At 73.6% G+C, this 16,177-nt stretch carries 12 protein-coding genes; 5 read left to right on the forward strand and 7 right to left on the reverse strand.

Features of this window, described 5'->3' with window-relative positions; all coding sequences use genetic code 11:
* Positions 1–135 precede the first annotated feature (135 nt).
* Entirely contained in the window at positions 136–999 is an 864-nt protein-coding gene (locus IE275_RS31940; RefSeq protein WP_189715608.1) for a phosphotransferase enzyme family protein, read from the forward strand.
* Between the two features lie 7 nt (positions 1,000–1,006).
* On the opposite strand, the gene IE275_RS31945 is transcribed toward IE275_RS31940, so the two are convergent.
* The 4 genes from IE275_RS31945 to IE275_RS31960 all read right to left on the reverse strand — a co-directional run bounded on the left by IE275_RS31945 (position 1,007) and on the right by IE275_RS31960 (position 5,364).
* Complete coding sequence (locus IE275_RS31945) at positions 1,007–1,732, reverse strand: 3'-5' exonuclease (RefSeq protein WP_189715610.1); 726 nt, start codon at positions 1,730–1,732, stop codon at positions 1,007–1,009.
* Positions 1,733–1,836: 104 nt separating this feature from the next.
* On the reverse strand, positions 1,837–3,075 hold the full coding sequence (locus IE275_RS31950) for a DUF5919 domain-containing protein (protein WP_189715612.1): 1,239 nt from the start codon (positions 3,073–3,075) through the stop codon (positions 1,837–1,839).
* 102 nt (positions 3,076–3,177) lie between these two features.
* Entirely contained in the window at positions 3,178–4,491 is a 1,314-nt protein-coding gene (locus IE275_RS31955) for a copper amine oxidase (protein WP_189715614.1), read from the reverse strand.
* A 60-nt stretch (positions 4,492–4,551) separates the two neighbouring features.
* Positions 4,552–5,364 (reverse strand): Tat pathway signal sequence domain protein, encoded by an 813-nt coding sequence (locus IE275_RS31960; RefSeq protein WP_189715616.1) that lies wholly within the window; start codon positions 5,362–5,364, stop codon positions 4,552–4,554.
* A 191-nt stretch (positions 5,365–5,555) separates the two neighbouring features.
* Here IE275_RS31960 and glgX point away from each other — a divergent pair, with 191 nt between their 5' ends.
* The 3 genes from glgX to IE275_RS31975 all read left to right on the forward strand — a co-directional run bounded on the left by glgX (position 5,556) and on the right by IE275_RS31975 (position 11,633).
* Positions 5,556–7,664 carry a glycogen debranching protein GlgX gene (gene glgX, locus IE275_RS31965; RefSeq protein ID WP_189715618.1) on the forward strand — a complete coding sequence of 703 codons (2,109 nt, stop codon included), beginning with the start codon at positions 5,556–5,558 and terminating at the stop codon, positions 7,662–7,664.
* A 137-nt stretch (positions 7,665–7,801) separates the two neighbouring features.
* Complete coding sequence (treY, locus tag IE275_RS31970; RefSeq protein WP_189715620.1) at positions 7,802–10,153, forward strand: malto-oligosyltrehalose synthase; 2,352 nt, start codon at positions 7,802–7,804, stop codon at positions 10,151–10,153.
* 229 nt (positions 10,154–10,382) lie between these two features.
* Positions 10,383–11,633 carry a M14 family zinc carboxypeptidase gene (locus tag IE275_RS31975; RefSeq protein ID WP_189715622.1) on the forward strand — a complete coding sequence of 417 codons (1,251 nt, stop codon included), beginning with the start codon at positions 10,383–10,385 and terminating at the stop codon, positions 11,631–11,633.
* A gap of 39 nt (positions 11,634–11,672) precedes the next feature.
* On the opposite strand, the gene IE275_RS31980 is transcribed toward IE275_RS31975, so the two are convergent.
* The 3 genes from IE275_RS31980 to IE275_RS31990 all read right to left on the reverse strand — a co-directional run bounded on the left by IE275_RS31980 (position 11,673) and on the right by IE275_RS31990 (position 14,144).
* Positions 11,673–12,182, reverse strand: a complete 510-nt coding sequence (locus IE275_RS31980; RefSeq protein WP_189715624.1) for an SSI family serine proteinase inhibitor — start codon at positions 12,180–12,182, stop codon at positions 11,673–11,675.
* The gene (locus tag IE275_RS31985; RefSeq protein ID WP_189715626.1) at positions 12,179–13,357 is read right to left on the reverse strand and encodes a M14 family zinc carboxypeptidase; all 1,179 of its coding nucleotides are present in this window, start codon (positions 13,355–13,357) and stop codon (positions 12,179–12,181) included. Before IE275_RS31985 ends, IE275_RS31980 begins: the two co-directional genes overlap by 4 nt.
* Positions 13,358–13,592: 235 nt before the next feature.
* Positions 13,593–14,144, reverse strand: coding sequence for an FHA domain-containing protein (locus IE275_RS31990; RefSeq protein WP_189715628.1), 552 nt, complete (start codon positions 14,142–14,144; stop codon positions 13,593–13,595).
* 172 nt (positions 14,145–14,316) lie between these two features.
* Here IE275_RS31990 and treZ point away from each other — a divergent pair, with 172 nt between their 5' ends.
* Positions 14,317–16,062, forward strand: coding sequence for a malto-oligosyltrehalose trehalohydrolase (gene treZ, locus IE275_RS31995; protein WP_189715630.1), 1,746 nt, complete (start codon positions 14,317–14,319; stop codon positions 16,060–16,062).
* The last annotated feature ends 115 nt before the right edge of the window (positions 16,063–16,177 follow it).

A 16,177-nucleotide genomic window follows, 5' to 3' on the forward strand; every position in this document is an offset into this window, starting at 1 on the left:
TGGTCGTGAAGGCGGGGTACGCCGTCAAGACACCGCACACACCGTCCGACCTGTGCGAATGCGAGACTGGCCGCCGGATGGCCGGATCCCGGCGGCATCCCGGCGAGCGGGCCGGGCACGACACGGAGGCGGACGATGGACGAGGCAAGGGCGCGGGACGTACTGGGCGCGGCGGGGGTGCTGCCCGGCCGGGCGGTGGACGCGCGGCTCCTCGCCCTGGGCGAGAACGCGGTGTTCGCCGCCGGTGACCTGGTGGTGAAGGTGGGCCGGGCCGCCGAGCTCCTCGACCGGGCCCGGCGTGAGCTGGACATCGCGGCATGGCTGGCGGACGCGGGCGTCCCCGCGGTGCGGGCGGCGGAGCCGGAGCCGCTGTTGGTGGAGGGGCACCCGGTGACCGTGTGGCACCGGCTGCCCGACCCGGTGCGGCCCGCCGGCCCTCGGGATCTGGCCGAACTGCTGCGCCTGGTGCACGCGCTGCCCGCGCCGTCCTTCGGGCTGCCGCCGCGCGATCTGTTGTCCGGGGTGGAGCGCTGGCTGCGGCTCGCGGGCGAGGCGATCGACCCGGCGGACGCGGACTTTCTGCGCGAGCGCCGTGACGGGTTCGCCGTGGCGGCCGCGGCCCTCGCCCCGCGGCTGGCGCCGGGCCCGATCCACGGCGACGCGCTGCCCCGCAATGTGCATGTCGGCCCCGACGGCCCGGTCCTGGTCGACCTGGAGACCGTCTCCGCCGATCTGCGCGAGCACGATCTGGTGGTGATGGCGCTCTCGCGGGACCGCTACGGGCTGCCCGCCGAGGCGTACGACGCCTTCGCCGAGGCCTACGGCTGGGATGTGCGGGAGTGGGAGGGGTGCGCGGTGCTGCGCGGCGCGCGCGAGACGGCGAGCTGTGCCTGGGTGGCCCAGCACGCGCCCACGAATCCCGGGGCGCGGGCGGAGTTCGTGCGCCGGGTGGCGTCCCTGCGGGACGGGGACGAGGCGGTGCGCTGGTATCCCTTCTGAGCGGGAGTCACGCGGTGGGGCTGTCGGCCGGCTCCCGGACCGGCCAGACCCCGTCCACCACGGCGTCCGTCTCGCCCTTGCGGCGCAGGAAGCTCTGGAAGTCCGCCGCCCACTCGGCGTACCAGGTGATCTGGCGGCGGTGCAGTTCGGCCGGGCCGAGGGCCGCCACCTTGGGGTGGCGGTGGGCTATCGCGCAGGCCAGCCGGGCGGCGGCGAGGGCGTCGGCGGAGGCGTCGTGGGCGGAGTCGAGGGCGATGCCGTACTCGGCGCAGACCGCTTCGAGGTTGCGCTTGCCGCGGCGGTAGCGGTCGGCCCAGCGGTCGATGGTGTACGGGTCGACGACCGGTGCCGGATCCAGGCCGCCCAGGCGGTCGCGCAGGGACGGCAGGCCGTGGCGGCGCAGCTCGGCGGTGAGGAGAGTGAGGTCGAAGGCGGCGTTGTAGGCGACGACCGGGACGCCGGTGCGCCAGTAGCCCGTCAGGACGTCGGCGAGGGCGTCCGCCACCTGGTCGGCGGGGCGGCCCTCGGCCGCCGCCCGTTCGTTGCTGATGCCGTGGACCGCGACCGCGTCCGCCGGGATCTCCACGCCCGGGTCCGCCAGCCATTCCCGGCGCCCCAGGACCTGCCCGTCCCTGACCTCGATCACGGCCGCCGTGACGATGCGCGCCTCGCGCGGATCCGTCCCGGTCGTCTCCAGGTCGAAGCCGATCAGCAGCTCCTGGTACCAGGCCATGGTGGCCCCCCTTCTTGGTGGTGCTTCCCCCAGTGGTCTCCACCTTCCCATGGGCCACTGACAATCAGAGGACCGCGTTCCGCTTAACGGGAGAGAGCGATACTTCAGGACACAGGGCGCGAATCAGCCCAAGCCAGCTCGTACTCCTCGCGGTATGCCGCGAAAAGCCCCCCTTCGTCCACCTCGCCCGGTTTGACCACCCGGTTGCCGTTGCGCAGCACCAGGACGGGCGCCTCCATGCCGCGCATCCGTCGCAGATAGGACTGGACGACGGCGATGCCGTCGCTGCCGTCGCCGTCGACGAGGTAGGCGGTGAAGCGGGGGGTCTCGTCGTACACCTGGATCTGGAAGGCGCCCGGGTCGCGCAGCCGGGAGCGGACCCGGCGCATGTGCAGGATGTTCATCTCCACGGCGCGGCTCAACTCTCCGCGCTTCATGCCGAGTTCGCGTTCGCGGCGCTTGACCGCGCTGGAGGCCGGGTTGAGGAAGAGCAGCCGGACGCGGGCGCCGGCCTCGGCGAGACGGACCAGCCGGCGGCCGGAGAAGTTCTGCACGAGCAGGTTGAGGCCGATGCCGATGGCGTCGATGCGGCGGGAGCCGTCGAAGATGTCCTCTGCGGGGAACTGGCGCAGCAGCCGTACCCGGTCGGAGTGGACGGCGACCACGTCCGCGTACCGGTCGCCGACGAGGTCCTCGACCGCGTCGACCGGCAGCCGGCGCGCGGAGGGCACGTCGCCGCCGGTGCCGAGCATCTCCAGCAGCCGCGCGGAGGCCCGTTCGGCCTGGCCGAGGACGGCTTCGGACAGGGCCCGGTTGCGGGAGACGACATTGCGCGTCACCTCCAGCTCGTCCAGGGCGAGTTCGACGTCGCGGCGCTCGTCGAAGTACGGCTCGAAGCAGGGCCAGTGCTGCACCATCAGCTCGCGCAGCTGCGGCAGCGTGAGGAAGGAGATGACGTTGTCGTCGGCCGGGTCGAGCAAGTAGCCCTTGCGGCGACTGACTTCACGCACGGCCACCGCGCGCTGCACCCATTCCTGCCCGGCGGGGCCGGCCGCGGCGACCACCCAGTCGTCGCCGTGGACGGGTTCGTAGATGGGTCGCAGAACGGCGGCCACGACGGCACGCAGCCGCTGTTCGACCAGGTTCAGCCAGATGTAGGCCCGGCCGGCCCGCTGGGCGCGGGTGCGTACCTCGCGCCAGGCGTCTGCGTCCCAGTCCAGCTCCGGTCCGATGGAGTTGGCCTCCATCGGCCGGGCCAGGGACACCGTGCCGGGCGGGACGTCTGCGGAGCCCCCCTCGTGACTCTCGTCACCAGGGGGCAGCTCCAGCCCTCCCGAGCCCACCCAAGCACCGCCTTCCGCTCCCCCGAGCTCTCCCTGTGCCAACGATCAAGGAAGGGTACTCCGGGAGCGGTCGGCGGTGCAGCCGGATGGGCAGGTCGTTTCTCAACTGCCGGTGTTCGGGCGACCGTTCTGGTCGGCGAGCGCCGGCGGAGTGAGCGGATTCATAGCGGTGACGTCCCGGGGGGCGATGGAGAAGCCCTGCCAGTGGACCGGCATGGGCTGCTGGTCCTCGTCGCGCGCGACATGGTGGAAGCCCACGTTCACCCAGGCCACCGGGTGCTTGAGGGTCTGTCCGTCGACCCACTTGTCCACGGACTTCGGGTGTCCCGTGCCGCAGGCGAGGGGGTTGTTGTTGGCGTACATCTCGCACTTGTTGTACTCGGTGAAGTACACGTCGTGCTTGGTGAAGGCGCGTCCGGAGTACTTGGTGGTGGCACCGGGGACGAGCTCGTACGAGCGCTGGTGGCCGTCCTTGTTCTTGCCGGTGTTGCTGACCACGCGCCACCAGCGCATGTTCTTGGCGTCGCCCGCGAGTTCCTTGGTGACCGGGGTGCGGGTGGTCTTGTTGGTCGGGCCCTGCTGGCCGCTCGCCGGCGGGCTGACCACGGAGTCGTACTGCTCGATCTTGTTGGCGGAGGAGCCGTCGAGGCCGAAGTCGAGCCGCCAGAAGACGTTGTGGCTGTGGCTGGTGGCCTTGGCCTGGGCGCCCTTGCCTATCGGCCAGCCGCGGCCGTCGCCGGCGTCGTAGTCGAAGGGCGAAAGGCTGCCGGTGGCGCCGACGTTCATGTTGACCGTGCCGTCGTCGGAGAAGCGCCACTCGGTCATGTACTCGTACCAGCCGACCTTGTTGACCGTGTAGATCAGCAGGTCCTTGCCCTGGGCCTGGTAGACCTTGTTGTTCTCGGCCTGCATCCGGTAGGCGTGGCCGCGCGAACGGGTCGTGGTGCACAGGCCCTTGACGTTCGGGTTCTCGTTGAACGACTCGGGGACCTTCACCGTCTTGATGGTGCCGCCCGGGCACTCGGCGGGCGCCAGATTCACCAGGCCGGCGCCGAAGTTGTAGTCCGTGACGTCGTTGTACTCGTTCTTGCCGTCGTCGTAAGGGACGTGGATCTGGGCGAGCTTGGCGCTGGTGAGGACCCGGATCGGCTTGGGCTCGCCGGGCGGCTGGTAGGTGACCTTCTCCAGGATGAGCCCGGACTTGGCCTCGTAGCGCCAGCACATGCGCCAGGTCGTGCCGGTGGAGAGCTTCTGTTCGATGCGGTAGGCCGCGCTGCAGTCCGCGGCGGGCGCGGGGGCCGCCTTCGGCTGGGCGACGGCGGGACCCGCCCCGGCGGTCGCGCCGGCGGCCAGCGCGGCCAGGGACAGGCCGACGGCCGCTCCCTTGCGGGTGCGGCTGATGTGGTTCACGCGCATGAGGACATGACTCCTAGGACAGGAGAAGTGAGTGGGAAAAGTGGACTCGGAGAGGACGGCTCAGCCGTCGAGCTCGACGACCTTGCCGGCGCTGAGATCGATCACCAGGGACCTCGCGTCGATCCACGGGCCGTTCTTCACCTTCGGCAGCAGACGCACGCAGCGGTGCTGTCCGCACACGTCCAGCGCGGACGGCTGGGCCCCCGGTACCGCCCGGTAGATCATGCTCGCGAGCTGGAGCTGGTCCGGGGCGGTGAGCTTCTTGCCGGTGGCGTCCTGGTAGTCGGCGCGCAGGCCGGCGCCGAGCGGGTCGGCGATCAGCAGCCGGGCCGCCTCGTTCTGCTCGGCGTTGCTCAGCGGCGGCTGCACTCCGCTCTGCGTGGCGGTGTTCTCGACCTTGCCGGTGTCGAGGTTCACGGTCTTGGTGACGACGGTGTCGTTCTTGTAGTCGTAGAACGTCACGTCGGCGCGCCGGGGCGCGTCGGGGTCGTCCACCTCGTCGGCCTCGGGCGCGGCGAGGTCCACGCCGAGGCGCTGCGGGCCTCGGTCGCCCTCGACGTCCTGGCTGGCGTTGAAGAGCTGCCGGCTGAGCGCGATCCGCTCGACCCGCTTCAGCTCGTCGTCGGTGAGCGGGTCGCTGCCCGTGCCCTTCTCACCCTCGGCGGGGGCCTGCTCGACCACACCGGGCTGCACCGTGCCGCCCTGGTCGCCGGCCGCCGCCTGTCCTGTCGTCTGTCCGGTCTTGCTGCCTCCGGTGTCGTCCGCCCCCGCCGTGCCCGGGAGAGTGATCCCGACCATCACGGCTGTCGCGGCCACCGCGAGAGCCGTACCCGCCACCACCTTGCCCAGGTGGCGGCGCACTGTCGTGCGCACAATTGCCCCCTACTCCCCCTGCTGCCCGGGAGTATGTCCGTCTGCCCCACTGGTTCGGCATACGCCGTATGCCGGCGTATGCACAGGTCGTCAGGTAAGAGGGACGTAAGTCGCAGGTGGTTCCCTCACTTTCGGGGAGACTCGACCTCAAGGCGCCCCCGGCGCGACGGCACACCTGAAAGAGTCGTGTCATGCAGGTCTGGCCTGGAGAGGCGTACCCCCTCGGTGCCACGTACGACGGTGCCGGAACGAATTTCGCGGTCTTCACGGAGGCCGCGGACCGAGTGGAGCTGTGTCTGCTGCACGACGACGGCTCGGAGACGGCGGTGGAACTGCGGGAGAGCGACGCGTTCGTGCGGCACGCGTACGTGCCGGGCATCATGCCGGGGCAGCGCTACGGCTTCCGTGTGCACGGCCCTTACGATCCCGCGCGCGGGCTGCGCTGCAACTCGGCGAAGCTGCTGCTGGACCCGTACGCGAAGGCGGTCGCCGGGTCGGTGCGCTGGGGCGAGGAGGTGTACGGCTACCACTTCGGCGCCCCCGACCGGCGCAACGACCTGGACTCCGCGCCGCACACCATGACGTCGGTGGTGGTCAACCCGTACTTCGACTGGGGCGACGACCGGCTGCCGCGCACCCAGTACCACCGCACGGTGATCTACGAGGCCCATGTGAAGGGCCTGACCATGCGCCACCCGGGGCTGCCGGAGGAGCTGCGCGGCACCTACGCGGGGCTCGCCCACCCGGCGGTGATCGAACACCTGACCAAGCTCGGGGTGACGGCGCTGGAGCTGATGCCGGTGCACCAGTTCGTCAACGACCACCGACTGGTCGACATGAGCCTGAACAACTACTGGGGCTACAACACCGTCGGCTTCTTCGCCCCGCACAACGCGTACGCCTCCTGGGGCGACCGGGGCCAGCAGGTGCTGGAGTTCAAGTCGGCGGTGCGGGCGCTGCACGCGGCGGGGATCGAGGTGATCCTCGACGTGGTCTACAACCACACCGCCGAGGGCAACCACCTGGGGCCGACGCTGTCCTTCCGGGGCATCGACAACGAGCGCTACTACCGGCTGTCGGAGGACCGCCGTTTCTACACCGACACCACGGGCACCGGGAACTCGCTGCTGATGCGGTCCCCGCACGTACTCCAGATGATCATGGACTCGCTGCGGTACTGGGTCACCGAGATGCACGTCGACGGGTTCCGCTTCGACCTGGCGGCGACCCTGGCCCGGCAGTTCCACGAGGTGGACCGGCTGTCGTCGTTCTTCGACCTGGTGCAGCAGGATCCGGTGGTGTCACAGGTGAAACTGATCGCCGAGCCGTGGGACGTGGGCGAGGGCGGCTACCAGGTGGGCAACTTCCCGCCGCTGTGGACGGAGTGGAACGGCAAGTACCGGGACACCGTGCGCGACCTGTGGCGGGGCGAGCAGCGCACGCTCGCGGAGTTCGGCTCCCGGCTGACCGGCTCGTCCGACCTCTACCAGGACGACGGGCGCCGCCCGCTGGCCTCCATCAACTTCGTGACCTGCCACGACGGGTTCACCCTGCACGACCTGGTGTCGTACAACGACAAGCACAACGAGGCCAACGGGGAGGACAACCGGGACGGCGAGAGCCACAACCGGTCCTGGAACTGCGGGGCCGAGGGCGAGAGCGACGACCCGCAGGTGCTGGAGCTGCGGGCCCGGCAGATGCGGAACTTCGTGGCGACCCTGATGCTGTCCCAGGGCGTGCCCATGATCAGCCACGGGGACGAGTTCGGGCGCACCCAGCGGGGCAACAACAACGCCTACTGCCAGGACAGCGAGCTGGCCTGGGTGCACTGGCCGGAGGACGGCAGCGAGCTGCTGGACTTCACGCGCGCGCTGGTGTGGCTGCGCAAGGAGCATCCCGTCTTCCGGCGGCGCCGCTTCTTCCACGGGCGGCCCGTGGAGGGCACCCACGACGAGCTGTCGGACATCGTCTGGTTCACCCCGGAGGGCCAGGAGATGACCCAGCGGGACTGGGACCGGGCGCAGGCGTCGGCGCTGTCGGTGTTCCTCAACGGCAACGCGATCTCGGAGCCCGGCCCGCGCGGGGAGCGGATCGCGGACGACTCCTTCCTTCTGCTGTTCAACGCCTCGCCCCGGCCGCTGGAGTTCGTGGTGCCGGTCGACCACGGACGGCAGTGGCAGGTGGTCGTCGACACCGCGGACCCGGAGGCGGTGGCCCGGGGCACCGGCCGCAAGGTCCAGGCCGGGGACCGGCTGACCCTGGTGGACCGGAGCATGACGGTGCTCCAGCGGCCCGCCTAGGTCGTGGACGCACGGTGGCGTCGCCGGCCGGACGGGACCGTGCGGGCACGGCCCGGCGGCGGCCGCCCGGCGGGGAAGCCCCGCCAGGTGGGCGCCGGGATGACACGAAACGGGGCTGGGCGGGTACGTAGGGTTCCATGACCCCTGCGTCCCCTGTCCCCGTCGTGCCCACGGCCACCTACCGGTTGCAGGTGCAGCCCGCGTTCCCGTTCGCCGCCGCGGCGGCGGCCGTGCCGTATCTGGCGTCGCTCGGTGTGTCGCACCTGCATCTGTCACCGGTCCTGGAGGCCGTGCCCGGCTCCCCGCACGGCTACGACGTGGTGGACCCCACGCGCGTGCGCGAGGAACTGGGCGGCGAGGAGGGGCTGCGGGCGCTGGCGGGCACCGCGCGCGAGCACGGGCTCGGCCTGGTCGCGGACATCGTGCCGAACCACATGGCGATGGCCCCGCGCCACAACCGCGCCCTGTGGGAGGTGCTGCGGGAGGGCCCGAAGTCGCCGTACGCGCGCTGGTTCGACATCGACTGGGAGGCGGGCGGCGGCCAGGTGCTCGTCCCGGTGCTCGGCGGGCCCGTCGGGGCGGAACTGGCGCACCTGCGGACCGACGGCGGTGTCCTGCGCTACCACGACCACGTCCTGCCGCTGCGCGAGGGCACCGAGGAGCTGCCGCTGCCGCAGCTGCTGGACGCCCAGTGGTACCGGCCGGTGTGGTGGCGGCTGGCCCGCACCGAGCTGAACTACCGGCGCTTCTTCAGCATCTCGGAGCTGATCGGGGTGCGGGTGGAGGACCCGGAGGTGTTCGAGGCGACCCACGGCACGGTCCTGCGGCTGCTGCACGAGGGCGTGCTCGACGGACTGCGCGTCGACCACCCCGACGGCCTCGCCGACCCCGACACCTACCTGGAGCGGCTGCACGAGGCCACCGGGGGCCGCTGGACGGTCGTGGAGAAGATCCTCGCCGACGGAGAGCGCCTGCCGGCCTCCTGGCCCGTCGCCGGCACCACCGGCTACGACGCCCTGCGCCGCGTCGACGGCCTCTTCACGGACCCGGAGGGCGCCCGGCGGCTCCTGGACCACTACCGGCACTTCGCGGCCCCGCAGACGGACCGGGGCGGCGACTGGGCGGCGACCGCGCGGCGGGCGGCGTACGGGGTGCTCTCGCACGAGCTGGCGGCCGAGCTGGACCGGCTGACCCGGGTCGCGTCCCGGGTCTGCGCGACCTCCCCGGACCCCGCCCTGCGCGACCGGGCGCCGTGGGCGCTGCGCACGGCGCTGGAGGAGCTGCTGGTGCGTCTGGAGGTCTACCGGCCGTATTCCTCGGGCGATCCGGCGGACGTGGTCACCGAGGAGGCCGCCGAGCAGGCGCGGGCGGCCTTCGCGGTGCCCGAGGAGGCGGGCGCGGTCGACGTGGTGCGCGGGCTGGTGCTCGGCGGCGCGGGTCCCGCGCGCGCGGACTTCCGGGCCCGGTTCGCGCAGACGGCCTCCGCGTTGCGCGCCAAGTCGGTGGAGGACACGGCGTTCTACCGGTACGTGCCGTTCCTGGCGGCGAACGAGGTGGGCGGCGACCCCGGCAGCCCCGGGGTGTCCCCGGCGGACTTCCACGCGTACTGCGCGCGCGTGCAGCGCGACTGGCCGGCCACCGGGACGGTGGTGTCGACGCACGACACCAAGCGCAGCGCCGACGTGCGGGCCGCGCTGGCCGTGCTCACCGAATGCCCCGCACGGTGGGCGGAGGAACTGGCGCAGGCCACGCACGCGGAGGAGGGCGGGCCGGACGGGCAGCTGGCGTGGGCGGCCTGGCAGACCGTCTTCGGGCTCGGCCCGGCGGCCCCCGAACGCGTCCGGGAGGCGATGCTCAAGCACGCGCGCGAGGCGGGCCTCTACACGAGCTGGACCGAGCAGGAGCCGCCGTACGAGGACGCGGTGGCCGCGTTCGTCACGGCGGGGCCGTGCGGGGTGCCCGGGGAGCGGGTGGCCGCGCTGCGCGACGCGCTGGAACCGCACGTCCGGGCCAATGTGCTCGGCACGGCGCTGGTGCATCTGACGATGCCGGGTGTGCCGGACGTCTACCAGGGCACGGAGCACGAGTACCTGGCCCTGGTGGACCCCGACAACCGGCGTCCCGCGCGCTTCGCGCCGCCCGAGCCGGGAGAGGAGAGCGCGAAGGGCTCGGTCACCACCGCCGCGCTGCGGCTGCGCCGTCGACGGCCCGAGGTCTTCGGGGCGTCGGCGACCTACGAGCCGCTGGCCGCCGAGGGTCCGGCCGCGGCACACTGCCTGGCGTTCGCGCGCTCCGGCGGGGCGGTGACGGCGGTGACCCGGCTGTCGCTGCGGCTGGCCGAGGCGGGCGGCTGGCGGGAGACGGTGCTGCCGCTGCCGCCGGGGCGGTGGGCCGACGCGCTGGCTCCGGAGCGTGCGTTCACGGGGCACGCGCGCGTGGCGGAGCTGTTCGCGCGGCTGCCGGTGGCGCTGCTGGAGCGGGTGGACTGAGGAGGAACCGGCGGGCCGGGGCGACGGCGCCGGGGTTTCACCCGGGCCCGCCGCCTCGGCCGGACCGTGGGACAGTCACCCGGGAAGTGCGGGCGGCATAGGCGCGCGAGCGGCCGCACCCGCCCGCGCATGCCTCCGGAAGCCCCCGGGAGCCTCCCCGGGGGAGTACTTGACAGGCCACAGAGTCCGTGGGGTACTGCGGATTGCGAGCAGGGCGGACGTAACGGGGGTGAGTCTCCTGCCGGTGCTGCGCTACCCGACGGTGACCGAACTGACCTCCTCCGCCCGGGCGCTGGCCGCCCAGCAGCCCGGCCTGTGTGCGCTGCGCCAGGTGGGTCTCTCGCGCGCCGGCCGGCCGCTGCACCTGCTGTCGGTGGGACACGCGCGGCGTGCCGTGCTCGTCGTCGCGGGCGCCCACGCCAACGAGCCGACCGGCGGCCCGACCCTGCTGGCCCTGGCCGAACGGGTGCTGCACGAGCGGGAGTTGCGTACCGGTACCTCCTGGCACTTCCTGCTGTGCGCGGATCCCGACGGGGCGAGCCTGCACGTCACCCCGGCGCCGCGCAGCCTGCTGGAGTACCACCTCGGCTTCTTCCGCCCCGCCGGCCCCGAGCAGCCGGAGTGGTCGCCCGCCGTGCTGCCGCCGGACCGGCTGCCGCCCGAGACCCGCGCGCTGACCCGGGTCATCGACGAGCTGCGGCCCTACCTCCAGGTGACGCTGCACGGCACCGATCTGGGCGGCAGCTGGGTGCAGTTGACGAGGGACATCCCGGGGCTCGCGGAGCCGTTCGCCAAGTCGGCGGCGCAGCTGCACATCCCGGTGGAGACGGGCGCCTCCGACGCGGCGGGCTGGCCGGCGTCCGGTCCCGGCGTGCACGTGATGCCGGACCCCGGCGCCGACGTGGCCTACCCGAGCATGCCGGACGACGCCCGGCACAGCACCTGGTACCACGCCCACCGCTACGGCGGCCTGACCGCGGTCGTGGAGGTGCCGATGTGGGCGAGCGACCTGGTGGACGACCCCGCCCCGCACCCCGCGCCCGCCGCGGCGATCCGGCGGCTGGCGGTGCGGCTCCAGCGGGACGCGAGGGAGGTGGAGCAGGTGCTCGCCGAGGCGCTGCCGCGTCTGGAGGGCGACGAGGGGCCGCTGCTGCGGGCCGCCAAGTGGGCGCTGGAGCTGGTGCCGGGGCTGGCCTCGGACTGGACCCATGTGCCGCCCGCGGACACGACGATGGCGTACGTCGGCAGCGTGGACGCCTTCGCCCGCCGGCTGCCGCTGCGGGCGGCCGCGATGCTGCGGCGGGTCCTCCAGGAGAGCGACGACCACGCGGCACCGCGCCTGGAGCAGCTCGTCGAGACCTGGAGCGACGCCTTCGCCGTACGCTTCGGGGCCCGCTGGGTGCCGCTGGAGCACCAGGTGGAGCACCAGTCCCGCACGGTGGTGGCGGCGGCCCTGCACGCGCGCGAGGGGGCGGCGTAGCGCACACGCGCGTACCCCGCACCGCCCCAAGGCCCGGCGTCACACCTCGGGCGCGTCGGCCTTCCCGGTCTCCCCGCCCTTCCCGGTCTGCCCTGCCTCCCCATCAGCCTCATCCGCCTCATCCGCCTCGTCGAGGGCGAACACCGCGCCCGTGAGCGCCGCCAGCTCGCAGGCGTTGCCGAAGGTCCGGCTGTACTCGACCGGGCGCCCGTTCCACCGTCCGCTCGCGCGGGCCGTGACCGGGGCGTAGACCATCGCGCAGACGGCGTCCTGCGCCGCCGTCAGACCGCCGGGGTCGCCGTCCACCGCCGCGAGCTGCCCGCACGCCTCGACGGCACGGGAGTGGCCCTGGGGAGGGTCGCACAGGAGCAGGGCGCCCCGGCCGTCGGCGGACGGCGAGGTGCCCCGGGTGACGGTGAGCTGGAGCCAGTTGCCGGGGAAGGCGTCCCGGGCGGCCGCGTGGGCCGGGACGACGGCCGCGGCGAGAAGGAGGACGGCGGCGGCCGGCAGGACGCGCCGGACCGCTGTCGTGGGGAAGGAGTGCTTCATTCCCGGTGCATCGGCACGGCGGCCTGTGTCCCCCAGTCCGGCTCACCCGATCGTGCGCGGGCCCCGTGCCGGCCGGCCAGTTCGAACGCGGCGAGCACGACCCGCGCCTGGTACCCCGCGGTCCGTACGGCGATCCGTCGGCCGGCGATGCCGAGGGCGGTCAGATGGCCGGCGGTGAGCGGCGGCAGCGGGCGGCCGGGGTCGGCGGTGTCGGGGTCCCAGGCGTCGGCGAGGCCGGGGCAGACCAGGAGGTAGTCGTCGACGGGCGCGAGCAGGCGGGCCGCGTCGGGGGTGCCGCCCAGATGGGGCCGCACGCGCGCGAGGAGACGTTTCAGCACGCGGGTGTCGCGGCGCAGGGCGTCGCTGACGGTGTGCAGCACCGCGTCGCGGTCGGTGGGCGGGGAGCCGTCCTGGACCGCGGCGACACCCCACATGGGTGCCTCGACGACGGCGGTGACGGTGCCGTGCCGGTGCGGGTGGTACCAGGTCGACTCGACGGCGGCCTCGGTGATGGCGGCGGCCAGGTCGCGCGGTCGCGGCGGCGGGATCCGGTAGACGGCGGGTCCCAGCCGGGGCCAGTACAGGGTGTCGTAGGGGCCGAGCTCGCGCGGGATGCCGAGGCGGGCGGCCGCGTACGCCATACGGCGGTCGAGGCCGGGCAGGTCGTGGGTGAGTTCCACGAAGCCGCCGCCGACGTCGACACCGTGCAGCGAGCACTGGAAGAAAGGTTTCAGTTCGTCCTGGAGGCGGAGCAGTGCCCGGGTCTCCGGCAGCACGGCGGCGGCCGCTCCGTCGGGCAGCCACTCGGGCTGTTCGCGGAATCCGGGCCGGAAGAAGTTCCGGAAGTAGCGGCCGAGGGTGTACGGGCCGCTCAGCCAGCGCTCGTTGCGGCGCAGGCCGTCGGGGTCGAGGCAGAGCAGCAGGTTCCAGGTGGCGTCGGCGCCCTCGGTGAGCCGCGGGTCCGCGAGCACGCGTTCGGCCAGCCGCAGGACGGTGGCGCCGCCGACCGGCTCGTTGGCGTGCGGCCCGGCCACGACCAGGGCCTGGCGGGCGCCCCGGCCCAGGGAGAGCAGCCACAGGGGCGTGCCCGCGCGGGAGACGCCGACGCGGCGCAGCCGGGCGTCCCGGGGCCGTCGGGCGGCGATCAGGGCGGCGCGGGCCGCGATGTCGTCCACGGTCGGATAGCGCAGGAGGGGCGGCAGGGCACACCTCCAGGGCGATGCCGTCGGTTCACCGGGCGTGTCCGGTCTACGCACAGTGAGTCATCACCCAGGGGTACGTCAACACCGCCGGACGCGCCGGGACTTGGGTGCGACGGGCCCCGCGCGCGGGCTCGCGGGCGGACTCGGCGGGCGGGCTCGCCGCCCAGGCCCGGCGGGCGGGCTCGGCGGACGGGCTCGGCGGGACGGCTCAGTTCGCCGAGAGGCGGAACGCCATCCGTCCGAACGAGATCTGGTCGCCCTCGCGGACGACGGCGGCGCCGATGACCCGGCGTCCGTTGACGGTCGTGCCGTTGGTGGAGCCGAGGTCGCGCAGCACCCACATGCCGCCGTGGCGGCTGAGCTCGGCGTGCACCCGCGAGACGCTCTCGTGGGTCAGCCGCAGGCCGTTCGCGGGGTCGCGGCCGATGCGCAGGGAGTGCTCGGTGCCGGGGTGCGGCAGCAGCAGCTTGGGCAGCCGCTCGGCCTGCCAGGCCCGCCGCAGCCGTACGGTGAAGCCGGAGACCGCCTCGACGGTGCCGAAGACCAGGCGCGAGACGCGCTTCTCCCTGGGCAGGTCGGCCGTGAGCGCGGCGAGTTCGTCGGAGCGCCGGGCGGCGAGGGCCAGCTCCATGCGCCGGATGAACGTGTCGTGCGAGAGGCGTCCCATGGCGACGCCGTCACGCAGATCCTTCAGCGCCCTGTCGCGCTCCGCGTCGGACAACCGCGCGGGGTACGTGTTGAACTCGAAAGACGACGTCACGCTCGTGATTGTCGGTCAGTGAACCCCGGGTGTCCAGAAAACGGGTGAAGGCCCCCACGCGCGCGTGGCCGACGACACCTTCCGCAATGGGGGTGTTCCGCCCGTGGATCGATCGCCGGTGGAGCACGATGGACGGACTCCATCACGGTCAGCAGACGAAGGGGAACCGTCCGTGCAGTTCGAGGTGTGGGCACCGCAGGCCGAACGCGTGACACTCCGGTGCGACGGGGTCTCGCGGGCACTGGAGCGCGATCCGGAACGGTCCGGGTGGTGGACCGGCGAGGCGGAGGCGCGGGACGGTTCGCGGTACGGCTTCGCGGTGGACGACGGCCCGGTGCGCCCCGACCCGCGCTCGCGCCGCCAGCCGGACGGCCCGGACGGGCCGAGCGCGGTCGTCGACCAGGGCCGCCACACATGGCGTACCCCGTGGCCGGGGCGGCCGCTGCCGGGCGCGGTCCTGTACGAGCTGCACGTGGGCACGTACACCCCCGAGGGCACCCTGGACGCGGCCGCGGGACGCCTCGGCCATCTCGCCGGACTGGGCGTCACCCACGTCGAGTTGATGCCCCTGTGCCCGTTCCCCGGCCGGCACGGCTGGGGGTACGACGGGGTCGCGCTGTGGGCGGTGCACGAGCCGTACGGCGGGCCCGAGGCGCTGAAGCGGTTCGTGGACCGGGCGCACGAACTGGGGCTGGGCGTGGTCCTGGACGTCGTCCACAACCATCTGGGTCCGTCCGGGAACCACCTGCCCGAGTTCGGCCCGTACTTCACCGACCGCCACCACACGCCGTGGGGCGCGGCCGTCAACCTGGACGCGCCCGGCTCGGACGAGGTGCGGGCGTTCCTGCTGGGCAGCGCGCTGGCCTGGCTGCGGGACTACCGGCTGGACGGGCTGCGGCTGGACGCGGTGCACGCGCTGGCGGACACGCGCGCGTACCCGTTCCTGGAGGAGCTGTCGGCGGCCGTGGACGCCCTGGCCGCCGAGACGGGCCGGCCGCTGTTCCTGATCGCCGAGGCCGACCTGAACGACCCGCGGCTCGTCACGCCCCGCCGGGCGGGCGGCCTGGGGCTCCACGCGCAGTGGAACGACGACTTCCACCACGCGCTGCACACCGCGCTCACCGGCGAGTCCCAGGGCTACTACGCCGACTTCGCGCGCGCTCCCTTCGAGGCGCTCGCCAAGACCCTCACCGGCGGCTTCTTCCACGACGGCACGTACTCGGACTTCCGGGGCCGCCGTCACGGGCGCCCGCTGGACCGGTCCCGGATCCCCGGCCACCGGCTCCTGGGCTACAGCCAGACCCACGACCAGGTCGGCAACCGCGCCCAGGGCGACCGGCTCGCGGCGTCCCTCTCCCCCGGGCTGCTGGCGTGCGCGGCGGCCCTGACGCTGACCGCCCCGTTCACCCCGATGCTGTTCATGGGCGAGGAGTGGGCGGCGGGCACCCCCTGGCAGTACTTCACCGACCATCCCGACCCGGACCTGGCGGAGGCCGTACGGCGGGGCAGGAGACGGGAGTTCACGGCGCACGGCTGGGCCGAGGACGAGGTGCCCGACCCGCAGGACCCGGCGACCCGTGACCGCTCCTGCCTGGACTGGTCCGAGCCGGAACGCGAGCCCCACGCGCGCGTGCTGGCCTGGTACCGGGAGCTGATCGCGCTGCGGCACGCGCAGCCGGACCTCACGGACCCCGACCTCGCCGACATCAAGGTCGCCCACGACCCCGTGGCCCGCTGGCTCGCCTTCCGGCGCGGGGACGTCCGCGTCGTCGTGAACCTCGGCAAGGGCTCGGCGGCGATCCCCCTGGGCCCTCGCCCCGCCCGGGTTCTGGCGGCCTGGGAGCCGGTGGAGACCCCGGGGCCGGACGGGCTGCTGCACGTGCCCGGAGAGTCGTGCGTGGTACTGGAACAGGAGTGAGCGGGTCAGCGCCGCCGCGGGGCCGACGCCGGTGCGGGGCGGGCGCGCGTCGTGTCCGGGTCCCCGGCCCGCGCCGCCGAAGCCCACCTCGTCCGCCCAGCCGGCCCTCCTCGTC

Origin of the sequence: Streptomyces phaeofaciens, from assembly GCF_014648915.1 — a bacterium.
In the GTDB taxonomy this organism is placed as follows: Bacteria; Actinomycetota; Actinomycetes; order Streptomycetales; family Streptomycetaceae; genus Streptomyces; species Streptomyces phaeofaciens.

What these genes read in the sequence shown, in the direction of transcription:
- glgX (WP_189715618.1), top strand. Translation starts at nt 5,556, where the DNA reads ATGCAGGTCTGGCCTGGAGAGGCGTACCCCCTCGGTGCCACGTACGAC.
- IE275_RS31940 (WP_189715608.1), top strand. Translation starts at nt 136, where the DNA reads ATGGACGAGGCAAGGGCGCGGGACGTACTGGGCGCGGCGGGGGTGCTG.
- IE275_RS31945 (WP_189715610.1), bottom strand. Translation starts at nt 1,732, where the DNA reads ATGGCCTGGTACCAGGAGCTGCTGATCGGCTTCGACCTGGAGACGACC.
- treY (WP_189715620.1), top strand. Translation starts at nt 7,802, where the DNA reads ATGACCCCTGCGTCCCCTGTCCCCGTCGTGCCCACGGCCACCTACCGG.
- IE275_RS31980 (WP_189715624.1), bottom strand. Translation starts at nt 12,182, where the DNA reads ATGAAGCACTCCTTCCCCACGACAGCGGTCCGGCGCGTCCTGCCGGCC.
- IE275_RS31955 (WP_189715614.1), bottom strand. Translation starts at nt 4,491, where the DNA reads ATGCGCGTGAACCACATCAGCCGCACCCGCAAGGGAGCGGCCGTCGGC.